Source organism: Microbacterium sp. LWH11-1.2 (assembly GCF_038397745.1).
Lineage (GTDB): Bacteria > Actinomycetota > Actinomycetes > Actinomycetales > Microbacteriaceae > Microbacterium.
Map to the genome: position 1 here is coordinate 857,684 of NZ_CP151636.1, position 20,346 is coordinate 878,029.

The following is a 20,346-nucleotide window of genomic DNA, read 5'->3' on the forward strand; positions in this document are numbered from 1 at the left end:
GCATCCCCCTTCTCTGTGTCCGAGGCTGAACCGGCGAGGGCGTGCGGCGTGGGAGTCCTGGCGCACCCGGGATATCGCTAGGTCATTCGACGACACCGTCATCCGCCCCGATCGGCAGGAGGAGATACGTCGTCTCCGCGAGGTCGTCGATGCACGATTGCGTGTAGGCGAGTCGTCGATACTCGCCTTTTCGCCAAGACTCCAGATGGTCGTCGTAGTGCGGGTCGCCCGGGCGACCGCTCTGTCCAGGAGCGTTGATGTAGACCGAGTCGTCCCACTCGCCGACATCGGCGATGAAGCGGAAGCTCGCACCCGCGGACTGCGTGCCGTCGCTCCTTCTCGACGAGACGGCGACCGTGTCGGGGCTCCCACTCTTCGGAACCGCGTCGAGCGACCACCCGGGATTTGCGGCGCCGGCCGGATGAGTGAAGGGCATCCGATGGAAATGCCCCCATCGCCATTTCGTCACGTCCGAACCGAACCGTCGGCAAAGGTCTTCGAAAGCATCGGCGAGCGTCACGTGGACCACCTCGTGGAGGTACTCGCCACGTGACGCGGCCGACTCGAACAGGTTGAGATCCACCTGCGGATCTCCAGCCGATTCCTCGCGCTCCGCCGGATCGATCACGCCGAGAGCGATCTGCGCGTCCTCGATGTTCAACCCCGCGAGGGCGTCGGCGAGCAGGCGACGACGAAGCGGCCCGCGGAACCAGGTCTCGAACAGCAGCGCGGCGGCCGAGTCTTCGGTCATTCGGCGATCCCAATTGAGAAGAAGATCGATCGCAAGGCTTGCACGGATGCCCGGGCTCCTCCGTGCGAGATCATCGACGATCTCGCAGATGCGCACGGCGGGCACGCTCAGGACGTCGGTCTGCAGTTGCGCTGTCGACTCGACGGTCCACTCCCGCTCGGCGCTCAGTCGCGCGCTGATTCGCTCGTAACGGAACGGAGCGAGCCACTCATGGCCGACAGGGTTCGCACTGACAGGGGAGTCGAGCGGGATGTTGTGCTCGTTGGCAGTAGCCAGCCATCCTGCGGACGGGTCCACGACGCCCGGCAGATCCGCCGTGCCTCTCAGCTCGGTCCAGCCCCTGCTCGTCTCGGCGGAGATCGGGGTGAGACCGTCTGCTTCCGTTCGCAGCGGAGTCCTTCCGCTCGCCTGCCAACCGATGCGGCCGTCGACGTCGGCGAACACCTGATTCGTGGTCGGGGAGCCCCAATGCTCGAGACCCGCTCGGAGCTCCCCCGCATCGCGCGCGTCCAGATTCCTCAGACTGGCCAGGTACGGAGCCATTCCCGGTTCGAGCCATGCTGCTCTGACCACCACTGCGGTGTTCTCGACCACGTCGCGGTGCACGACAGGTCCGTGGACCGTGAACCTGTTGACACGGTCGACCTCGTCACCGCCATGGACCGAGATTCGCTCCTCGAGCCGGTCGAACCGCTCCCATCGTCCGTCGAGCCAGTAGCGCTCCGGATCGTCGGGATCGGTGCGGTAGTGGTACACGTCTTCGAGGTCTGTCGGGAAATAGGTGAGGCCGAAGGCCACGCGTTCGTTGTGACCGATGCTGACCCCCGGAAGAAAGGGTTCGCCGGCGCCGATCACGTCGAATTCGGGGCACGTGAGATGGACCACGTACCTCAGCGAAGGCAGGGTCATCGCGCGGTGCGGATCACTGGCGAGGAGCGGTCTGCCCGACGATGTGCGATCGCCGGAGACGACCCAGTTGTTGCTGCCGTCCACGCTCGGCTCGGATGACCGTCTGGCTCTCGGAGCATCGATCGACAACGGGCCGAAGGCCAGGGCGTAGAAGTCGAGTGCGCGCGAGCCGAGGCCTGCCGAGGGACGCGATCCCAGATCGACGGGCGGCTGCAGCGTCCGACGGAGTTGCTCGACATCCGCCCCCCATCGCGCGAGCACCTCATCGCGTTCCACTTCCTGAAGGGCATTCTCGAACAGTCCGTGAACGCGGATGCGGCTGATGTCCTCTCCCTTCCACGTCAGCGGACGATATCCGTACGCGACGAACTCCGGGGGCAGGTCGTCACGAAACACCGCGTCGGCGACGTACGCGTTCACGCCCTCGGCGAAGCGGTCGAGAGCTTCTTCCGCCCGGGGACCGTACGCAGCGCGATCGACTCGCAGATCACCGCGGAACAGGAACGCTCGACTCGCCTGATCTCGGTCCACCCATTCGGGACCGAACACCTCCGCAAGCCGTCCGAGCCCCCGGCGCATCCACAGGTCCATCTGGAACAAGCGGTCGCGAGCGGCGACAAAGCCCTGCGCGAAGAAGACATCCGCCGACGACTCCGCCCGGATGTGCGAGACGCCTGTGCGGTCCACGACGACCGTCACCGGGGCGGCAAGACCGCCGAGATGCGTGTCCGACGACGTGGATGCCGATGAGGTGGACGATGTCTTCACGACCGCGCCGCCGGGACAGCGAGAGGGGACTCGACCGCATGACGGCGACGCACGACGATGTGGAGCCCGATGGCGCCGCCGATCGTGACGATGACGAGGGACGCGTAGAAGACGGCGACCGCCCAGGGATTGTTCCCGGTGGAGTTCAGGATCCACTGGGCGATGAATGCGGTCGGTCCGCCGATCAGCGACGAGCAGAGCTGGTACGAGATCGAGATTCCCGAGAATCGGATCTTCGCGGGGAAGGCATATGCGAGGAAGCTGGCGAGCACGGCGAAGTAGGCGCAGATGCTCCCGAACGACACGTACATCGCCAGAGTGATCAGCAGCAGGTCACCGCTCGAGATCGCGGCGAAGTACGGGACGGTGAAGACGAGCGCGGTCGTGAGACTGACGAGGATCACTCGCGTGCGTCCCCATCGTTGCGCTGCGTGGCCGGCCAGGAGCTGCGTGAAGAACTGCACGACCGCGGCGCCGACCAGGATGTTCAGAATGACCTGACGATCGAACCCGAGCGGACCGGTCGCCCAGGCCAGAAGGAACGTGTTGGTGAAGTAGGAGTTCGCGATCGCCATGACGGACACGGCGATACCGAGCAGGAGGATGACCGGCGCCTTCGTGAAGACCGCGAGCGCCGGGACCTTCACGACATCTCCGGTTCGCTTCGACTCGAGGAACTCCTCGGACTCGGAGAGCCGCAGTCGGAGGACGATGCCGACGACCACCAGGAGAATCGAGCACAGGAACGGCAGCCGCCAGCCCCAGCTGAAGAACGCGTCATCCGGGAGCAGGCCGACGAGGAGGAACGAACCGGTTGCGAGGATCGATCCGACCGGAGACCCCTGCTGCACCCAGGCTCCGGCGATCGTCTTGCGCGTGTCGGATGCGTGTTCGGTGGCGATGAGGACCGCACCGCCCCACTCGCCGCCGACAGCCAGTCCTTGCGCGGCGCGCAGAACGACCAGAAGCACCGGTGCGGCGAGGCCGACCTGCGCATAGGTGGGGAGCAATCCGATCGCCACGGTCGCGCTCCCCATCAGCACCAGGGTGACAAGGAGCACGTTCTTGCGCCCGATCCGATCGCCGAAGTGCCCGAAGACGAAGGCGCCGAGCGGGCGAGTCAGGAATCCCACCCAGAGGGTCGCGAACGCGGCGAGCAGGCCGGCACCGGAGTCCAACTCGGGGAAGAAGACCTGACCGAAGACGAGCGCGCTCGCGGTCCCGTAGACGAAGAAGTCGAACCATTCGAGCGAGTTGCCGATGAAGGCCCCGATCACCGCAGTTCGTTCTCGTTTCGTGCTGCTCGCCATGAGCTGTCTCCTTCTTCATCGAGGATCGCGGATTCCCGCTTCGACAACTATCCATAGGCCGCAATATTCTGTCTAATGACTTATTGCGCCGTAGCCAATAACATTTGGGAATGGACAGGCGCGCGCTCACCGTCTTCACCGCCGTTGCCAGCCTCGGATCGGTCAGCGCAGCGGCGAAGCATCTGCACCTGACCCAACCAGCGGTGTCGAAGCAGGTGGGTCGACTGGAAGCCGACCTCGGTCTGCTCGTCTTCCATCGCACGTCGAGCGGCATGGTTCCCACAGCAGCGGGGTTGTCGCTGCTCTCGATGGCGTCCGACGTACTCGCCCGGTTCGATCAGGTCGAAGCGGTGCTCGAATCTCGATTCCGGGGAAGGCCGTCTTTCCGGGTGGCATGTCCGCACGCCACGACCGAGAGCGTGTTGGCGCCCTTTCTCGCAGAGATCGACGTACCGATCGTGGATCTCGAGATCGTGCCCGCGGCAGAAGTCGATGCCCTTCTGGGCGGCCGCGCCGACCTGGCCGTGAGCTCACTCGTACCGCCAGCGCATCGCCGCCAGATCGCGATCGCGACGGTACCGATCATGATCCAGGCCCGTGACGTCCGCACACGATTCCCGGGGGCCGAGTACGGCGATCTCGAATCGATGACGCATGAATCTCTGGTGGTGCCGAGGAGCGGCGTCGGCGCGGCCGTGATGAGCGCTGTGGCGCATCTGGCATTCCTGATGCCCGTGCGAGATGTGGCTGCCGGATCGGTCGCGCAGGCCTTTGCCGCGAACGGTCAAGGCTACGCCCTGACGACGGAACCGCTGCGCTTCGGCCTCGACGCCATCCCCGCGCGCGCGAACGGCGTCCCGCTGACGATCACGCTGTACGCATCGTGGGATGCGACGCACTATGCGACTGACGCACTCGAAGACGTGGCTGCCGACCTCCGATCCTGGCTGCAGGCGCACCCGACCTGGCCGGACTCCGCGGAGGTCTAGACCTCTCTGCCTGCGGTGCCCCGGCGCTCCTGCCGCCAGCGCCCAGGGGAGCATCCACGGTTGCGTCGAAATGCCGTGGAGAAAGCGTACTCGTTGCTGTATCCGACCTCGGCCGCGATGGCTGCCAGGGTGCTGTCGGTCCGGATGAGGGCGTCTTCCGCGCGCGTCATCCGGAGCTGCGTGAGGAATCGGACGGGCGGCGTTCCGACCACAGCGCGGAACTGCGCAGCCAGCGCCGCCCGGGAGATTCCCGCACGCTGCGCCATGCTCTCGAGCGTCCACGGGTGACTGGGGTCGGCGTAGAGCCCTTCGAGGACGCGGCGAAGAGTCGGGAGGCGGAGGGCGCTGTACCAGCCGGGCGCGGAGTCCGACACCTGCCACCACGCGCGCAGCGTGAATACGAGATTGACGTCCAGCAGCCGATCGAGCAGCGCTCTCTGCCCTTCCGCCGCCCGGTCGACTTCAGCGACGAGCAGGCCGACGGCCATCCGTTGCGACGGCTCCTGATCATCCGCGCGGACCAGGGCGAACGGGGGAAGGCCGCGCAGCAGCGACTCACCGACACTGCCGTTCAGCGTGTACGCCCCGCACATGACCACAGCGGCTCGTTCGGGGTCCTGCACGGGAGACGAGGGTCGCTGACGGGCCTCCTCGATCGGGACGACCGACGCGCCCTGTTCGCTGACCAGTGCGTACGCCGGTCCCGCGGTCGCCAGGACGACGTCACCGGCGCGGATCTCGACGGGGTCCTCGCCGGCGCGCTCGATCCAGGCGGAGCCCTCGAGGATGATGTGCACGGTCAGCGGCCGGGTGCCGCTGAAGCCCAGACCCCACGGCGGCAGGCACTGCAGAACGGAGAACAGTGCGCCCTCGGCCCGTGCGCGAGCCAGTTCGTCGCTCAGGATGTCCACGACAGCCAATCTAGACGATCACGAATCTTCTGGAGTGATTCAGACATTGTTCCGTTATCGACAGGTTCGTAGCATCGTGGTCATGCCCGCATACGTCATCCTCGGCGGCACCGGAAAAGTCGGTCGCCGCCTCACCCGCCTGCTCGAACGCGATGGACACCGCGCACGTGCCGTCAGTCGACGAACGCCGATCCGTTTCGACTGGAGCGACGACTCCACATGGTCATCCGCCCTCGAGGGCGCGGACGGCATCTTCATCGTCGGCCCCGGCTCCGCCACCGACTGGAGCGAGCTCCTCCACCGCCTTCTCGATGTCGCCGCAGAGGCGGGAGTCACGCACGCCGTGCTGCTCTCCGCCCGGGGAGTCGAGTTCCACCCGGGCGGCGCCGTCGATATGGCCGAACGCACGCTCCGATCCGGCCCGCTGATGTGGACGATCCTGCGGCCGGCGCACTTCGCGCAGAACTTCACCGAGGCCATGTTCGCACCGGTGGACGGACGCATCGTCGCCCCGGTCGGCGACGGCGCCGAGCCGTTCATCGATGTCGACGACCTCGCGGAGGTCGCGGCCGTCGTGCTCACCGATCGAGGCCACGACAACAAGACGCTTGCGCTCTCCGGGCCCGAAGCGATCACCTTCGCAGACGCAGCGGACACGCTCCGTGAGATCAGCAGCGCCCCCGTGCTGTTCGTCGATGAAGCCGACGATGCGCACGTCGACCGCCTTCGCGCGGCAGGGACACCCGAGGGCTACATCCGCTGGCGCATGGCGATGCTCCGCGGCATCCGCTCCGGCGCGGACGCGTACACCTCCGACGGCGTGGCCCACGTTCTCGGCCGACCGGCCACCACGTTCAGAGCATGGGCGATCCGAGAGGCGACCCACCTCGGGGTCGCGCACCGCACGGAATGAAGGAGATCTCGCGATCTGAAGGAGCACCTTCGCGAGCAGGCCCTTCAGACAGCGAGATCTCCTTCAGAACGCGAGCGGATGCTGCGCCTCAGGTCAGCTGCTGACGACCCAGTCGAACTGGTCGCCGTTCTCCTCGAGCCAGGCGTCGACGGCTTCGGCCTCGCGACCCTCGCCGTACTCGTTCACGACCAGGTCCTCCAGCGAGCCGTACTGCTCGTCATCCAGCACGATCTTCGAGATCAGGTCGGCGGCCTCGGGGAACTCCTCCGCGAAGCCCTTCGTGCCGAGGAAGTGCAGGCCCTCGGCCTCGCCCATCGCCCCCTTCGGGTCTTCGAGGTCCTTCACGGGGAAGGCGTCGTTGGCCCAGAACGGACGCCAGAGCGTGACCGCGATGTCCTGCTTCTTCTCGGTCGCCGACTTCAGCTCGGTGAGCATCGCCGCGGTCGAGGAGGTGACGAGCTCGTACTGGCTGTCGAGGCCATACTCCGGCAGCATCTTCTGCGTCTGCGCGGTGAGGCCGGCACCCGGCTCGATGCCGTAGATCTTGCCGCCGAGGTCAGCTCCCGCGAGGTCGTCGATCGTCTCGAGCTCGGAGTACTCCGGCACCGCGATCGTGAGCCGCGCGTTGTCGTAGTACGTGCCGAGGTCCTCGATCGATTCGCCGTAGGTCTTCATGTACTCGGCGTGCGTGACCTCGGGCCAGGCCGACGGGAACAGGTCGACGTCGCCCTGCGCGAGCCCGGTGTAGAGCGGGCCCGCCTCGGTGAGCGTCTTGAGCTCGACGTCGTAGCCGATCTTCTCGAGCTGGTCCTGCAGCAGGTACGCGGTACTGAGGCCGTCGGTCCACGACGGGAGGAACCCGAGCGTGATGGTGCCCTTGTCGCCTCCGCCGCCGGCGCTGCCGCCTCCGCCGAGCTCGATCGTGCCGCCCGCGCCGTCGCTCGCGCAGCCGCTGAGGGCGAGTGCTCCCGCGGCGCCGATGGCCGCGATGGTGATGATCCTGCGCTTACGCATTCTGGAGCTCCTTCTCTTCGACGGGCTTCTCCGGCGCCTCGGCGACGGGGGCGGATGCCGTGGCGACGGCATCCGACTGACGCTGCGCGCCACGACGGCGGATGACCGCCAGCAGGGATGCCGGGTTCTGCCCGAGCGTGCCGAGCGCGGCGGTGACGCGGTCGAGGAAGACCGCGATCAGCACGACGCCGAGGCCGGCCTCCACGCCCTTGGCGATGTTCACGGTCGAGATCGCCTCGACGACCATCTTCCCGAGGCCGTCGGCGCCCGCCATCCCGGCGATGACCGCCATGGAGAGGGCGAGCATGATGACCTGGTTGATGCCGGCGAGGATCGTCGGCATGGCGAGCGGAAGCTGGATGCCGCGCAGGATCTGCCCCGGCTTCGCGCCGAAGGCCTGCCCGGCCTCGACGGTCTCGGAGTCGACACCGCGGATGCCGAGCTCGGTCAGTCGCACGCCCGGAGGCAGCGCGAAGATGACCGTGGCGACGAGTCCGGGGACGACGCCGATGCTGAAGAACACGATCGCGGGGATCAGGTACACGAACGCGGGCATGGTCTGCATGAAGTCGAGCACGGGCTTGAGCACCGCGCGGACCGTGGCGTTGCGCGCCGACCAGATGCCGAGCGGCACGGCGATCACGACGGCGACGAGTGCGGCGACCAGCACGAGGCCGAGCGTCTGCATCGCGGGGACCCACAGGCCCATTGCCACGATCAGCGTGAACGAGACGATCGTGCCGATCGCCAGCTGCCACGAGCGCACCGTCCACGCGATGAGCGCGGCGAGCGCGATCACGACGAAGAAGTAGGGGAGCAGGAGCAGCGAGGTGAGTCCGTCGACGAGGAACGTCACCACGAACGAGACGACGTCGAGCAGGCCGTCGAGGTTGACCTTGACCCAGTCGACTCCGGCTTCGACCCAGCTGCCGAGGGGGATGCGGAAACCATCCATCAGCGCACCTCCTCGATCGTGTTCTGCGTGTGCGTGTGCGTTTCGTCTCGCTCCGCTCGCTCAACGACCGGGGATTCGTCCGTCCATCCGTCGTCGAGCACGGCGTCGATCTCCGCCTGCGGCATGGGCATCAGCGGGAGGATGATCTCCTCGGTGGCGCCCGGCCCGGGACCGAGGGCGGCGAGCAGGGTCACGCGCGGGATGACGCCGACGAGCCGGCCCTCGGCATCCGTCACCGCCAGCGGCAGCGGCGACTCGACCGCCGGAACGAACAGGTTCATCAGGACCTCGTCCTCGCGGACGCTCTGCAGCACGGGCTTGAGCACCGAGTCGAGCCTCGTCGCACCGGAGCGTACGAGCTTCACGGCATCCCGGTCGGTCACGACGCCGAGCAGCTGCCGGTCGCGGCCGACGACGTACGTCGCCGACATGTAGGCGTCGCGCATCTGGCGGAGCGCGGTGCGGGGGCCGGCCGTCTCGGGGACCACGGGGCGCGGACGCTCCATGACGTTCGCGGCGGTGAGCACGCGAGCGCGGTCGACGTCCTGCACGAACTGCTCGACGTAGTCGTTCGCCGGGTCCATCAGGATGTCCTCCGGCGTGCCGATCTGCACGATGCGGCCGTCGCGCATCACGGCGATGCGGTCGCCGAGGAACATGGCCTCATTCAGGTCATGGGTGATGAAGACGATCGTCTTCTGGAGCTTCTCCTGCAGTTCGAGCAGCTGCTCCTGCATCTCGCGGCGGATGAGCGGGTCGAGCGCGCTGAACGCCTCGTCCATGAGCAGGATGTCGCTGTCGGCGGCGAGCGCACGGGCGATGCCGACGCGCTGCTGCATGCCGCCGGAGAGCTCGGACGGCATCTTGTCGCCCTGGCCTTCGAGCCCGACGAGCGCGAGGATCTCCTCGGCCTTCGCGAGACGCTCGGCCTTGCCCACGCCCTTCAGCTCGAGCGGGTAGGCCACATTCGCGGCGACCGTGCGGTGCGGCAGCAGCGCGAAGTGCTGGAACACCATCGAGATGCGATCACGACGGATCTCGCGCAGCTGCGATCCCGGGATGCCGGTGATCGGTTCGCCGCTCACCGTGACGGTGCCGGAGGTCGCGTCATGCAGACCGTTGAGCATCCGGATGATGGTGGACTTACCGGAACCGGACAGGCCCATGATGACGAAGATCTCACCGCGGTTGACGGTGAAGCTCGCGTCGATGACGGCTGCCGTGCCCGCGTCATCGACGGCGGTGCGGCTCTCACCGGCCTTCAGACGACGGACAGCCTGGCTCGGATTCTTCCCGAACACTTTGAACAGATTGCGCGCTTCAAGAGCGATTTCGGACACGTTTCCCCCGCGGCTCGGCCTCGGGTGGCTGAGCCTGCTTCGGTTACGCCCGGGTGATCCTCACGAGGCCGTTCGACATGACTGCTGTGGCGGCACGGGCAGCGGATTTCGGATCCGCCGCAGAGAGCATCGACCGTACGTCCACGCCTCTTCGCAGCACAGCTCATCGAAAGAAGGACGTGGTCGCGGACTGGTCTTTCGGGCCAGAAGACCCACAGACCAACGTAACGAAATGGCTGATCAGGGGCAAATCCGCGGCCGCAGGACCGCCCGGGTTTCCCCTGCTGACCGGGGGATTGGTCATATGTTCAGCGACGGATGCTGCGCGTCACGGTGAACTTGGACGTGCGGTGCAGCTGCTCGGTCGGCCCGATGATCCGGGCGAGCTCGGCACGGTATCCGAGCGAGGAGTTGAACACCGTGAAGAGCTCCGCGCCCGGGCGGAGGATGCGCGCGGCAGCCTCGAACAGACGGGTCGCCGCACCGGTGTGGACGCTGGTTCCGAGGTGGAACGGCGGGTTGAGCAGCACGACGTCGGCACTCGCATCTGCGAGCTCGGATCCGGCGTCGTCGTGCATGACGATGACGCGGTCGGCGACGCCGTTCGCGAAGGCGGTCGCGCGAGCGGAGGCCACGGCCGCCGCCGACCGGTCGGTCGCGACGACCCGGTCCTGGGGGTGCGCGAGCGCCCACGACGCGGCGAGCGCACCGGTGCCGCACCCGAGGTCGATCACAGTCCGCGACGCTTCGACGGGCTCAGCGACCCATCCCGCGGGCCCCTGAGCTTTGGGTCCCTGAGCGCTGGGCCCCTGAGCTTTGGGTCCCTGAACTTTGGGCCCCTGAGCGCTGGGTCCCTGAGCTTGTCGAAGGGCCGCACCCCCGTGCACAACTCCGCCAGAACTGTCGTGCTCGGCCCCGTTCGGCCGCTTTTCCGACCGAGCCCCGTCGTTCTTGCTGAGTTGTGCACCACTGAGTCCGAGCACCTCCAGCAGCGCCCGCGTGCCGATGTCGAGGCGCGGACCGGCGAACGCGCCGCCGTGGGCGACGAGGGTCAGTCCGTCGTGCGCGGCGGTCACCGGGAACGGCGGCTCGACCGGCACAGGAAGGGCCTCGGAGGCGACCACGAGCCGCGACTTCCGCTCGGCTCGCTCGGCCTGCACGTGCGCGAAACGGCGGCCGAGCACCTCGTTCTGCCCGAGGGTCATGTGCTTCACGCGACCCCCGGCGACGAGCACGACGTCGGGCGCGGCCCAGCGGGCGACGGCATCCGCGATCTCCTCGAGCTCGGCGAGCGACTTCGGCAGCTGCAGCAGCACGAGCCGCGCACCGGTGAGCAGTTCGGGGCCGAGCTCGTGCGAGGCGAAGAGCGCCGGAGAACCCAGATCATTCGGAGCGGTGGCGGCGCGTCCGGCATCGACACCCCGAGGGGATGCGGATTCGTCTGCGTTTCCCGCGGCGAACCCCGAGAGTCCGAGTTCCTCGGCATTGCGCGCGAGCGCCCGGCGCCCGGTCGCGAGGTCCTGATGCACGCGGATGCCGTGGCGCCCGGCATCCGCCAGAGCCAGGGTGATCGCGCCGTAGTCGTCACCGATCACCGCGATCTCGGAGCCGGGAAGCCCGAGCGCGAGCGCCCGTTCGACGAGCAGGATGTCAGTGACGTCGTGCGCCTGGAGGTTCTCCGCTTCGACATCCGGCCGGCGGCGCAGGCGACTGTAGGGGAACTCCGGCACCAGCCCACTGTACGCGGCGCCCGTAAGGATTCCGCATGCGTTTTTTCGCACTATTCACAACTTTGTGAAACGGGCGTAGCGTCGCCGCCATGACCACAGTCATCGACACCCGGAGCCTCACCAAGCACTACGGTCACGTCCACGCCCTCGACGGACTCGACCTCACCGTCGAGCACGGGCAGGTGCACGGCTTCCTCGGCCCGAACGGCGCGGGGAAGTCGACGACGATCCGCATCCTCCTCGGTCTCGCACGGCGTACGAGCGGCGAAGCGGCCGTGTTCGGCGAGGACCCGTGGAACCGCGCCGTCGACCTGCACCGCCGTATCGCCTACGTCCCCGGCGACGTCAGCGTGTGGCCTACGCTCTCGGGCGGTGAAGCCGTCGATCTGCTCGCCCGACTGCGCGGTGCGCACACGAAGGATGCCGCGTACCAGCACGAGAAGACGCGGCTCATGGACGCGTTCCAGTTCGATCCGCGCAAGAAGGGCCGCGCGTACTCGAAGGGCAACCGGCAGAAGGTCGCCCTCATCGCCGCGTTCGCGGTGCCCGCCGATCTCTACATCCTCGACGAGCCGACCAGCGGCCTGGATCCTCTCATGGCGGTGATCTTCCAGCGCGAGGTCGCCCGAGCCCACGCGAACGGCGCGACCGTGCTGCTGTCGAGCCACATCATGAGCGAGGTCGAGCAGCTGTGCGACCGGGTGTCGATCATCCGCGCCGGCCGCATCGTCGAGAGCGGCACCCTCTCTGAGCTTCGGCATCTCACCCGCAGCGACGTGTCGTTCACGGCATCCGGCATCTCGCTCGACCAGGTCGCCGGGATCCCCGACGTCCACGATCCGACGGTGCAGAACGACCGCATCCGCGTCACGGTCGACAGCGATCGCACCGCGGCCGTTCTTCCCGCGCTCGCGGCGCTCGGGATCAGCGACCTCCGCGTCGCGCCGCCGTCGCTCGAGGAGCTGTTCCTGCGCCACTACGGCGACGACCTCGCGGCGCTCGAAGCCGCAGAGGAGGGCCCGACGGACGACGCCCGGCCGCAGACCCGCCGTGCGCGCCGCGCGAAGGAGCAGGCGTGATGTCGACCTTCGGCGTGCTGCTGCGGCAGCGCATCCGGCGCGACTGGCTCCAGCTCACCCTGTGGATCCTCGGCACCGCGGCGATGGCGGGCGCCGGATACGCCGGTGTCACCCAGTCGTACTCGACCCTCGAGGACCGGCAGAACATCCTGGCCGCGGCGCTCGCGAACCCGGTGATCCTGATGTTCCGCGGGCTGCCGTCGGGCACGTCGGAGGGAGCGTTCCTGGCGTTCGAGATCCTGCCCTGGCTCGCGCTGCTCGCGGCGCTGATGAGCACGTTCCTCGCCGTCCGGCACACGCGCGGAGACGAGGAGGCGGGACGCTCGGAGCTCGTCTGGGCGACCCCGGCCGGACGACGCCTTCCGACGATCGTGACCATCGTGCACGGCATCCTCGCCAATCTCGTGCTCGCCGTGCTCACCGCTCTGGCACTGCTCGCGACCGGCCTGCCGGCAGCGGGGTCGCTGCTCTCCGGAGCCGCGGCCGGCGCCACCGGCATCGCGTTCCTCGGCATCGGGCTGCTGGCGGCGCAGCTGATGCGCACCTCCCGTGGCGCGAACTCCCTGACCGTGTGGGTGCTCGTGGCGACGTTCCTCATCCGCGGCCTCGGCAACGCCGCCGGCACGCCGGACGACGACCTCTCCGGGTTGACGAGCGCCTGGTTCGCGTGGATCTCTCCCTTCGCCTGGGCCGAGCAGACCCGGCCGTACGACGCGGACCTCGTGGGACCGGTCTTCCTCGGCCTCGGCCTCGGTCTCGTGCTCGCCACGGCATCCGTCGTGCTGCAGTCGATGCGCGACATCGATGCGAGCTTCGTGGCCGAGCGTCCCGGTCGGATCTCGGCCCGATCCGGCCTCGCCTCTCCGCACGCGCTGGTCTGGCGGCTCACGTCGGGCGCGATCGTCGGTTGGGCGGTCGGCGGAGCGGTCACCGGCATCCTCGCCACCACTCTCAGCGGTCTCGTCGACCAGATCTCGGGCGAGAACCCGGCCGTCGCCGACATCCTGACGAAGATCGGCGGCGCCACCGGCGGACTCGACGAGGTCGTGATCACGGTGTTCTTCACGCTCCTCGGCATCCTCGCCGCGTGCTGCGCCGTGCAGACGGTCGTGCGCGCGCGGCAGGAGGAGGCCCGCGGCACGGCGGAAGCCGTGCTGGCCACTCCCGTCGGTCGCGTGCGCTGGCTCGCCGACTACGTGATCGTCGGCACGATCGCCGTGCTGATCGTCGTCGCCGCGGCCGTCCTGGCTGGCTGGGCCGGGATCCGGGCGACGGATGCCGACGACTCGCTCTACCGGATCGTCGCGGTCGCGGGACTCGGGCAGGCGATCGCCGCGTCGGTGTTCACCGTGCTCACCGCGCTGGTGTTCGTGCTCGTGCCGCGCGCCACGATCGGCGTGGCCTGGACCCTCGTGCTCGTCGCGACCATGCTCGGGATGTTCGGCCCCCTGTTCGGCCTCCCGGAGTGGACCGCGAACATCTCCCCGTTCGCCGTGACCCCGGTGGTCGACGGCGAGGGCGTCGATGTGCGCGGACTCTGGTGGCTCGTGCTGGCCGTGGGCGCGGGACTCTCAGCATCCCTCTCGCTCATGCGACGCCGCGAGCTCGCGACGGGCGGCTGAGCATGCGGACGAGGGGAGCGTGATGGCCGACGACGAGCGGGCGGATGCGGCGGCGTCCGCGACGGGTGTGCACCGCGCGATCGGTCCCGCCGAGCAGGCCGCGGCGATGCTGACGGCCGCGGGGATGTCGCGCATGCCGGCCCGCGTGATGATGGCTCTCGTCGCCGCCCCCGACGGCGGCTACACGGCCGCCCAGATCGGCGACCGGCTCGGGGTCTCGGCAGCAGCGGTGTCGGGTGCCGTCCGCTACCTGCAGCGGCTGCACTTCATCCAGCGCCGCTCCTCGCCGGGCGATCGCCGCGACCGCTACGAGTTCGTGCACGACACCTTCGCGAGCTCGATGGCCGGGAACGTGCCCGTCTACACGAGCCTCGCCGGGTACATCGACGACATCGCCGCCGAACACGACGACGACCCGGGCGCTCAGGACCGGGCCGTCGAGCTCGCCGAGTTCTTCCGGTACCTCTCCGCCCGGATGCCGCAGATCGTCGAGGAGTGGCGCGCGCTGCGCCGCGACATCACGGACTGAGCGACCCGTTCTGCGTTCAGGCCCTTGCGGATGACACGCGAACGAAACACAATGGACATCAAATAGATCAGTTTGAGCTGTTTGATAGGTGCATCGACGCACGAGGAGCATCCGCATGACCCTGACCATCGCCGGACTTCAGCACCACGGCACGCCCGGCGACGTCGATGCCAACCTCGCCGTCGTCGCCGCGGCCGCCGGCGAAGCGGCTGCGAGAGGCGCGCGCATCCTCGTCACCCCCGAGATGTTCGTCACGGGCTACAACATCGGCGATCGCCTGGCACCGCTGGCGACGCCGGGCCTCGTCGACCGGATCACCCGCATCGCCCTGGACAGCGGGATCGCCATCGTCGCCGGCCTCCCGGAGACGCTCCCGGATGGCAGCATCACGAATTCCCTGGTGATGGTCGACCGCGACGGCACCGAGCTGCTGCGCTACCGCAAGACCCACCTCTTCGGCGCGCTCGACCGCAGCCTGTTCACGCAGGGCGACACGCTCCCCGGCATCGTCGAGATCGATGGCGCGCGGGTGTCGGTGCTGATCTGCTACGACGTCGAGTTCCCCGAGACCGTGCGTCGGGCCGCCATCGGCGGCGCGGATGCCGTCATCGTGCCGACCGCGCAGATGGAGCCCTTCGCGCACATCGCCGAGCGGCTCATCCCGGTGCGTGCGTGGGAGAACCAGATCCACGTGATCTATGTCAACCGCGTCGGCGTCGAAGGCGATCTCACCTACGTCGGACGCAGCAGCATCGTCGCTCCCGACGGCGAGGCGCTCGCCTCCCTCGGCGCGACGGACATCGGCCTCATGATCGCCACGATCGATCCCGATGCGACCCGGCGAGCCCGGCAGGAGAACCCGTACCTCGCCGACCGTCGACCCGAGCTCTACTGAACGCCCTCCCCTTCCGCGTCCGCCACCGGACCCTCTGCGAAAGCGACACCATGACCGTCTCCCCTCTCGTCGAGCCGCGACAGCGCCTCGACGGCCAGCTCGGCACCGGCGCCATCGTCTTCATGGTCATCGCCGCGGCCGCTCCCCTCACCGTCATCGGCGGCAACGTCCCCATCGCCATCGGCGCGGGCAACGGACCAGGGGCGCCGATCGGCTTCGCGCTCGCCGCCGTCATCCTGCTCGTCTTCTCCGTGGGCTTCGTCACCATGACGCCCTTCGTGAAGGAGGCCGGCGCGTTCTTCTCGTACGTGACCGCGGGCCTCGGCTCGCGACTCGGACTGGGCTCCGCCTTCACCGCCCTGGTCGCCTACACCGCGATCCAGGTCGGCATCTACGGATACATGGGCTGGGCGGTCGACGATCTCGTCACGTTCTTCGGCGGCCCGAGCCTGCCGTGGTGGCTGTACTCCTTCGCGACGATGGCGATCGTCGCCGTGCTCGGGTATCGCCACATCGATCTGAGCGCCAAGGTCCTCGGGGTTGCGCTCGCGCTCGAGATCCTGGTGGTCGTCGTGCTCGACGTGGTCATCTTCGCGACCGGCGGCGCCGAGGGCATCGCGCTGGAGACCTTCGACCCGTCGTACGTCTTCTCGGGCGGCATCGGGGTCGCCGTGCTCTTCGCCCTCACCGGGTTCATCGGCTTCGAGGCCACGGCCGTCTTCCGCGACGAGGCCCGCAACCCGGAGAAGACCATCCCGCGTGCGACCTATCTCGCCGTGATCATCATCGGCGTGTTCTACGCCATCTCCTGCTGGGCACTCGTGACCGGCGTCGGAGCGAGCAACGCGGTCGCGGTCGCACAGCAGACGCTCGCCGGCGAGGGCAACCTGCTGCTCGACACCACGACGCAGTACCTCGGCCCGATCCTGCGTGACGTCGTGCAGGTGCTGCTCATCACGAGCCTGTTCGCGTGCGTGCTGTCGTTCCACAACGTGATCGCCCGCTACCAGTTCACGCTCGCGCAGAAGGCCGTGCTCCCCGCGAGACTCGGCCGCCGCCACGCCTCGCACCACTCGCCGGCGTTCTCGTCGGTCGTGCAGACGATCACCGCTGCGGTCCTGCTCGCGGTCCTCGCACTCCTCGGGCTCGATCCGCTGGTCGGCGTGTTCGGCTCGATGGCCGGCGTCGCCACTGTGGGCATGGTGCTGCTCATGCTGACGACGTCGATCGCGGTGCTGGTGTTCTTCGTCCGCCGTCCGGAACTCGTCGCCGGACGCTCCCTGGGCGCGAGGGTCTTCCCGATCCTCTCGGTCGTCGGACTCGCCTTCGCACTCTGGCTGGTGCTGTCGAACTTCACGCTCGTGACCGGCGGGAGCGTCGCCGTGAGCGTCGCACTCGCGCTCATTCCCGTCGCGGCCATGGTCATCGGTATCGTGTTGGGCAGGCGCTTCCGACTCGACACCCAGCCGGTCGAGGAGACCACGGCGGACTGAGACGCGCCGACCGACACGAGACGGGGGAGTGCGATGGACCTGGCCTCCCCCGCCCTCGGCTCGATCCGCCGCACGACCGCTGTCGACACGGTTCGGGCGCGGATCTCACTCGCCGTCGAGCTCGGCATGCTCTCCCCGGGGCAGCGCCTCCCCGGACCGGAAGACACGGCACGGGCGTTCGAGGTCAGCGAGATGACGGTGCGGCGCGCCTATCGACTGCTCAGCGACGAGGGCGTCGTGGTGCGACGTCCGGGTCACGCCGGCGGCACGTTCATCGCAGACGCCCCCACCGTCGGCACCGTGGTCGAGATCGACGCGTACCGAGCGGATGCCGCGCACGTTCACGCGCTCATCGATCAGCGCGCCACGATCGAGGCGGGGCTCGCAGCCCTCGTGAGCACGCGTCCGGATGAGGTCTCGCTGGCGCGCATGGACGCGCTGGTCGAGGACATGCGGAGCGCGGCGGACTGGACCGGCTTCCGTACCGCGGACAGCGCCTTCCACGCCGCCCTCGCCGAAGCATCCGGTGTCAGCGGCGCGGCCGAGCTCCACCACCGGGTGTCCCACGAGCTCTACGCGTACTTCATCCCGTACCGGATCGACTACCTCCGCGCCTCGAACGATGAGCACGCCCGCCTGCTCGCAGCCCTTCGGGCGCAGGATGCCGCGACTGCGAGCCGCCTCGCCTTCGACCACGTCGCCGAGCTGCACGCCTCGATGTACGTCGGCCTCCCCCGCACCTGACGCCCCACCTCCGGCATCCGCCGGCCCTCGCCCCCGGCATCCGCCGGCCGTGCACGACTTCGGAGTCCGGACGCGACACGCCGACCGACCGGTCGCCGTGTCGGCGCGCCGCGGGGAATCTCCGAAGTCGTGCAGTCGCCTGCTCCGAAGTCGTGCCCGGCCGACGACATGATCCGCGACGCGGAAGGGGTTGACACCTCGTCGGGTTCTATGGTTAGTTACTCATGTAAGTAACCCACCAACCCCGCGGAGGACTCGTGATCGAAGAAGGCAAGCCGCTCTTCCTCCAGATCGCCGAACAGATCGAGGACTCGATCGTCGACGGTTCCCTCGCCGAGGAGGCCCAGGCGCCGTCGACCAACGAGCTGGCCTCGTTCTACCGGATCAACCCCGCCACCGCAGCGAAGGGAGTCGCCATGCTCACCGACAAGGGAGTGCTCTACAAGCGCCGAGGCATCGGCATGTTCGTCGCCGACGGAGCGAGGGAGCTGCTCCTCGGCGAGCGCCGTTCGGCATTCGCCGACCGCTACATCGACCCGCTCCTCGCTGAGGCCCGCACGCTCGGCCTCAGCCCCGACGACCTCGCGGCCCTGCTCCGGCAGCGCGCCGCACAGACGACCCGGGAGACCCCGGCCACCACCGCAGAAGGGAAGACCCCCGCATGACCGCCGTCATCGAGGTGCAGAACCTCAGCAAGCGCTACAAGGAGAAGCGAGCGCTCGACAACGTCTCGCTCAGCATCGAGGGAAACGCCATCTACGGCCTGCTCGGCCGCAACGGCGCCGGCAAGACCACGCTCATGTCGATCCTCACCGCGCAGAACTTCGAGTCCTCCGGCACCGTCAAGGTCTTCGGCGAGCACCCGTACGAGAACGCGCACGTCCTCGGCCGGATCTGCTTCGTCCGCGAGAGCCAGAAGTACCCCGACGACGCCTACCCGAAGCACGCGTTCAAGGCGGCGCGCCTGTTCTTCCCGAACTGGGACCAGGCGTTCGCCGACGAACTCGTCTCCGAGTTCCAGCTGCCCATGAAGCAGACGATCAAGAAGCTGTCCCGCGGTCAGCTCTCCGCGGTCGGCGTGATCATCGGTCTCGCCTCCCGCGCCGAGATCACCTTCTTCGACGAGCCGTATCTCGGGCTCGACGCCGTCGCCCGGCAGATCTTCTACGACCGCCTCGTCGAGGACTATGCCGAGCACCCGCGCACGATCATCCTGTCGTCGCACCTCATCGACGAGGTCTCGAACCTCATCGAGAAGGTCATCGTGATCGACAACGGCCAGATCCTCCTGAACGAGGACACGGATGCCGTCCGCGAGCGCGCCGTCACCGTCGTGGGCGACGCCGCCAAGGTCGACGCCTGGGTCTCCGGCCGCGAGGTGCTGCACCGCGAGGCTCTCGGCCGCGTGGCATCCGTCACCGTGCTCGGGCGGCTCTCCGCCGAGGAGCGGGCCGAGGTCACGGCATCCGGGCTGGACCTCGCTCCGGTCTCGCTGCAGCAGCTGGTCGTCCGACTCACCCAGAAGGCCGAGTCCCGCTCCGCAACCACAGACACCACCACGAAAGAGGAGGTCCGCTGATGCGACGCACGATCAACGTCATCCGCCTGCAGCTGATCAACAAGGGCACCTTCGTCTGGTACCCGTTGATGATCCTCGCGGCGGCGACCCTGATCTCGATCCTGATCTACGCGATGATCCCGGTCGACACCCCGAAGTACGGCGGCGGAGGCCAGGCTCCGCTCTGGTACTTCTTCGCGATCGGGATGTCGGCGATGACCCTGACCTTCCCGTTCTCGCAGGCGATGAGCATCACCCGTCGGGAGTTCTTCTTCGGCACGCTGCTCACCGCGATCCTCGCCAGTGCGCTCATGGGCGTGCTGTTCCTGATCGGCGGCGGCATCGAGGTCGCCACGAACGGCTACGGCGTCAACGGCTACCTGTTCTACCTGCCGTGGCTGTGGAATGCAGGTCCGGGCGGGGCCTTCATCGTCTTCTTCACCCTCGCGCTCTTCTTCTTCGTGCTCGGCTTCACCGGTGCGACGATCTACAAGAGCTGGGGACAGCTCGTCCTCATCATCGTGAGCGTCGCGCTCTCTCTCGCGCTGATCGGCCTGGTGTTCCTGGTGACGCGACTGGACCTGTGGAACCACGTGGGCGCGGGGATCATGGACCTCGGCGCGCTCGGGCTCGCGCTCTGGGGTCTCGTCGTCACCGCGGTGCTCACGGCGGTCTCGTTCCTCGCCTTCCGGCGGACGATCCCCTGATCCGCATCGATCCGTCCGACGCCGGTCTCCCCTCGAGGCGGCCGGCGTCGGCGTGTCAGGCGGCACGCGCTACCTGCCATCGGCTCGTGATGCAACCGGGTGTCCGCGGCGGATGCCGACGACTAGTGT

Annotated in this window: 18 protein-coding genes; 11 read left to right on the forward strand and 7 right to left on the reverse strand. The window is 68.3% G+C overall.

Annotation, left to right across the window (positions count from 1 at the left end; all coding sequences use genetic code 11):
* Nucleotides 1-82 precede the first annotated feature (82 nt).
* Together MRBLWH11_RS04035 and MRBLWH11_RS04040 are read right to left on the reverse strand one after the other, a co-directional pair.
* On the reverse strand, nt 83-2,428 hold the full coding sequence (locus MRBLWH11_RS04035; protein ID WP_341946800.1) for a penicillin acylase family protein: 2,346 nt from the start codon (nt 2,426-2,428) through the stop codon (nt 83-85).
* The gene (locus MRBLWH11_RS04040) at nt 2,425-3,738 is read right to left on the reverse strand and encodes an MFS transporter (protein ID WP_341946801.1); all 1,314 of its coding nucleotides are present in this window, start codon (nt 3,736-3,738) and stop codon (nt 2,425-2,427) included. Before MRBLWH11_RS04040 ends, MRBLWH11_RS04035 begins: the two co-directional genes overlap by 4 nt.
* Before the next feature lie 110 nt (nt 3,739-3,848).
* On the opposite strand from MRBLWH11_RS04040, the gene MRBLWH11_RS04045 reads away from it, so the two are divergent.
* Entirely contained in the window at nt 3,849-4,727 is an 879-nt protein-coding gene (locus MRBLWH11_RS04045) for a LysR family transcriptional regulator (RefSeq protein WP_341946803.1), read from the forward strand.
* Here the strand turns inward: MRBLWH11_RS04045 and MRBLWH11_RS04050 are convergent.
* Nucleotides 4,724-5,638, reverse strand: coding sequence for an AraC family transcriptional regulator (locus MRBLWH11_RS04050; RefSeq protein ID WP_341946804.1), 915 nt, complete (start codon nt 5,636-5,638; stop codon nt 4,724-4,726). The genes MRBLWH11_RS04045 and MRBLWH11_RS04050 overlap by 4 nt on opposite strands.
* A gap of 82 nt (nt 5,639-5,720) precedes the next feature.
* Here MRBLWH11_RS04050 and MRBLWH11_RS04055 point away from each other — a divergent pair, with 82 nt between their 5' ends.
* On the forward strand, nt 5,721-6,551 hold the full coding sequence (locus MRBLWH11_RS04055) for an NAD(P)H-binding protein (protein ID WP_341946805.1): 831 nt from the start codon (nt 5,721-5,723) through the stop codon (nt 6,549-6,551).
* Nucleotides 6,552-6,644: 93 nt separating this feature from the next.
* Here the strand turns inward: MRBLWH11_RS04055 and MRBLWH11_RS04060 are convergent, their stop codons facing one another.
* The 4 genes from MRBLWH11_RS04060 to MRBLWH11_RS04075 all read right to left on the reverse strand — a co-directional run bounded on the left by MRBLWH11_RS04060 (nt 6,645) and on the right by MRBLWH11_RS04075 (nt 11,590).
* Nucleotides 6,645-7,565, reverse strand: coding sequence for a glycine betaine ABC transporter substrate-binding protein (locus tag MRBLWH11_RS04060; RefSeq protein ID WP_341946806.1), 921 nt, complete (start codon nt 7,563-7,565; stop codon nt 6,645-6,647).
* Nucleotides 7,558-8,520: a proline/glycine betaine ABC transporter permease gene (locus tag MRBLWH11_RS04065; protein WP_341946807.1), complete on the reverse strand. Its 963-nt coding sequence runs from the start codon at nt 8,518-8,520 to the stop codon at nt 7,558-7,560. Before MRBLWH11_RS04065 ends, MRBLWH11_RS04060 begins: the two co-directional genes overlap by 8 nt.
* On the reverse strand, nt 8,520-9,860 hold the full coding sequence (locus MRBLWH11_RS04070; RefSeq protein ID WP_341946808.1) for a glycine betaine/L-proline ABC transporter ATP-binding protein: 1,341 nt from the start codon (nt 9,858-9,860) through the stop codon (nt 8,520-8,522). The genes MRBLWH11_RS04065 and MRBLWH11_RS04070 overlap by 1 nt, the downstream gene beginning before the upstream one ends.
* A gap of 308 nt (nt 9,861-10,168) precedes the next feature.
* Nucleotides 10,169-11,590, reverse strand: a complete 1,422-nt coding sequence (locus tag MRBLWH11_RS04075) for a methyltransferase (RefSeq protein ID WP_341946809.1) — start codon at nt 11,588-11,590, stop codon at nt 10,169-10,171.
* Between the two features lie 89 nt (nt 11,591-11,679).
* On the opposite strand from MRBLWH11_RS04075, the gene MRBLWH11_RS04080 reads away from it, so the two are divergent.
* From MRBLWH11_RS04080 to MRBLWH11_RS04120, 9 genes are all read left to right on the forward strand, one after another.
* On the forward strand, nt 11,680-12,669 hold the full coding sequence (locus tag MRBLWH11_RS04080) for an ABC transporter ATP-binding protein (protein ID WP_341946810.1): 990 nt from the start codon (nt 11,680-11,682) through the stop codon (nt 12,667-12,669).
* The gene (locus tag MRBLWH11_RS04085; RefSeq protein WP_341947794.1) at nt 12,669-14,291 is read left to right on the forward strand and encodes a polyketide antibiotic transporter; all 1,623 of its coding nucleotides are present in this window, start codon (nt 12,669-12,671) and stop codon (nt 14,289-14,291) included. The genes MRBLWH11_RS04080 and MRBLWH11_RS04085 overlap by 1 nt, the downstream gene beginning before the upstream one ends.
* Before the next feature lie 22 nt (nt 14,292-14,313).
* Nucleotides 14,314-14,820, forward strand: a complete 507-nt coding sequence (locus tag MRBLWH11_RS04090) for a helix-turn-helix domain-containing protein (RefSeq protein WP_116636225.1) — start codon at nt 14,314-14,316, stop codon at nt 14,818-14,820.
* 115 nt (nt 14,821-14,935) lie between these two features.
* Nucleotides 14,936-15,715, forward strand: a complete 780-nt coding sequence (locus MRBLWH11_RS04095; protein WP_341946811.1) for a carbon-nitrogen hydrolase family protein — start codon at nt 14,936-14,938, stop codon at nt 15,713-15,715.
* A 50-nt stretch (nt 15,716-15,765) separates the two neighbouring features.
* Nucleotides 15,766-17,208 (forward strand): APC family permease, encoded by a 1,443-nt coding sequence (locus MRBLWH11_RS04100; RefSeq protein ID WP_341946813.1) that lies wholly within the window; start codon nt 15,766-15,768, stop codon nt 17,206-17,208.
* Nucleotides 17,209-17,241: 33 nt separating this feature from the next.
* A complete protein-coding gene (locus MRBLWH11_RS04105) occupies nt 17,242-17,952 on the forward strand; it encodes an FCD domain-containing protein (RefSeq protein ID WP_341946814.1) in 711 nt (236 codons plus the stop codon).
* 257 nt (nt 17,953-18,209) lie between these two features.
* Nucleotides 18,210-18,617 carry a GntR family transcriptional regulator gene (locus tag MRBLWH11_RS04110; RefSeq protein WP_341946815.1) on the forward strand — a complete coding sequence of 136 codons (408 nt, stop codon included), beginning with the start codon at nt 18,210-18,212 and terminating at the stop codon, nt 18,615-18,617.
* Nucleotides 18,614-19,531: an ABC transporter ATP-binding protein gene (locus MRBLWH11_RS04115; protein WP_341946817.1), complete on the forward strand. Its 918-nt coding sequence runs from the start codon at nt 18,614-18,616 to the stop codon at nt 19,529-19,531. The genes MRBLWH11_RS04110 and MRBLWH11_RS04115 overlap by 4 nt, the downstream gene beginning before the upstream one ends.
* On the forward strand, nt 19,531-20,217 hold the full coding sequence (locus MRBLWH11_RS04120; protein WP_341946818.1) for a hypothetical protein: 687 nt from the start codon (nt 19,531-19,533) through the stop codon (nt 20,215-20,217). Before MRBLWH11_RS04115 ends, MRBLWH11_RS04120 begins: the two co-directional genes overlap by 1 nt.
* Nucleotides 20,218-20,346 lie beyond the last annotated feature (129 nt).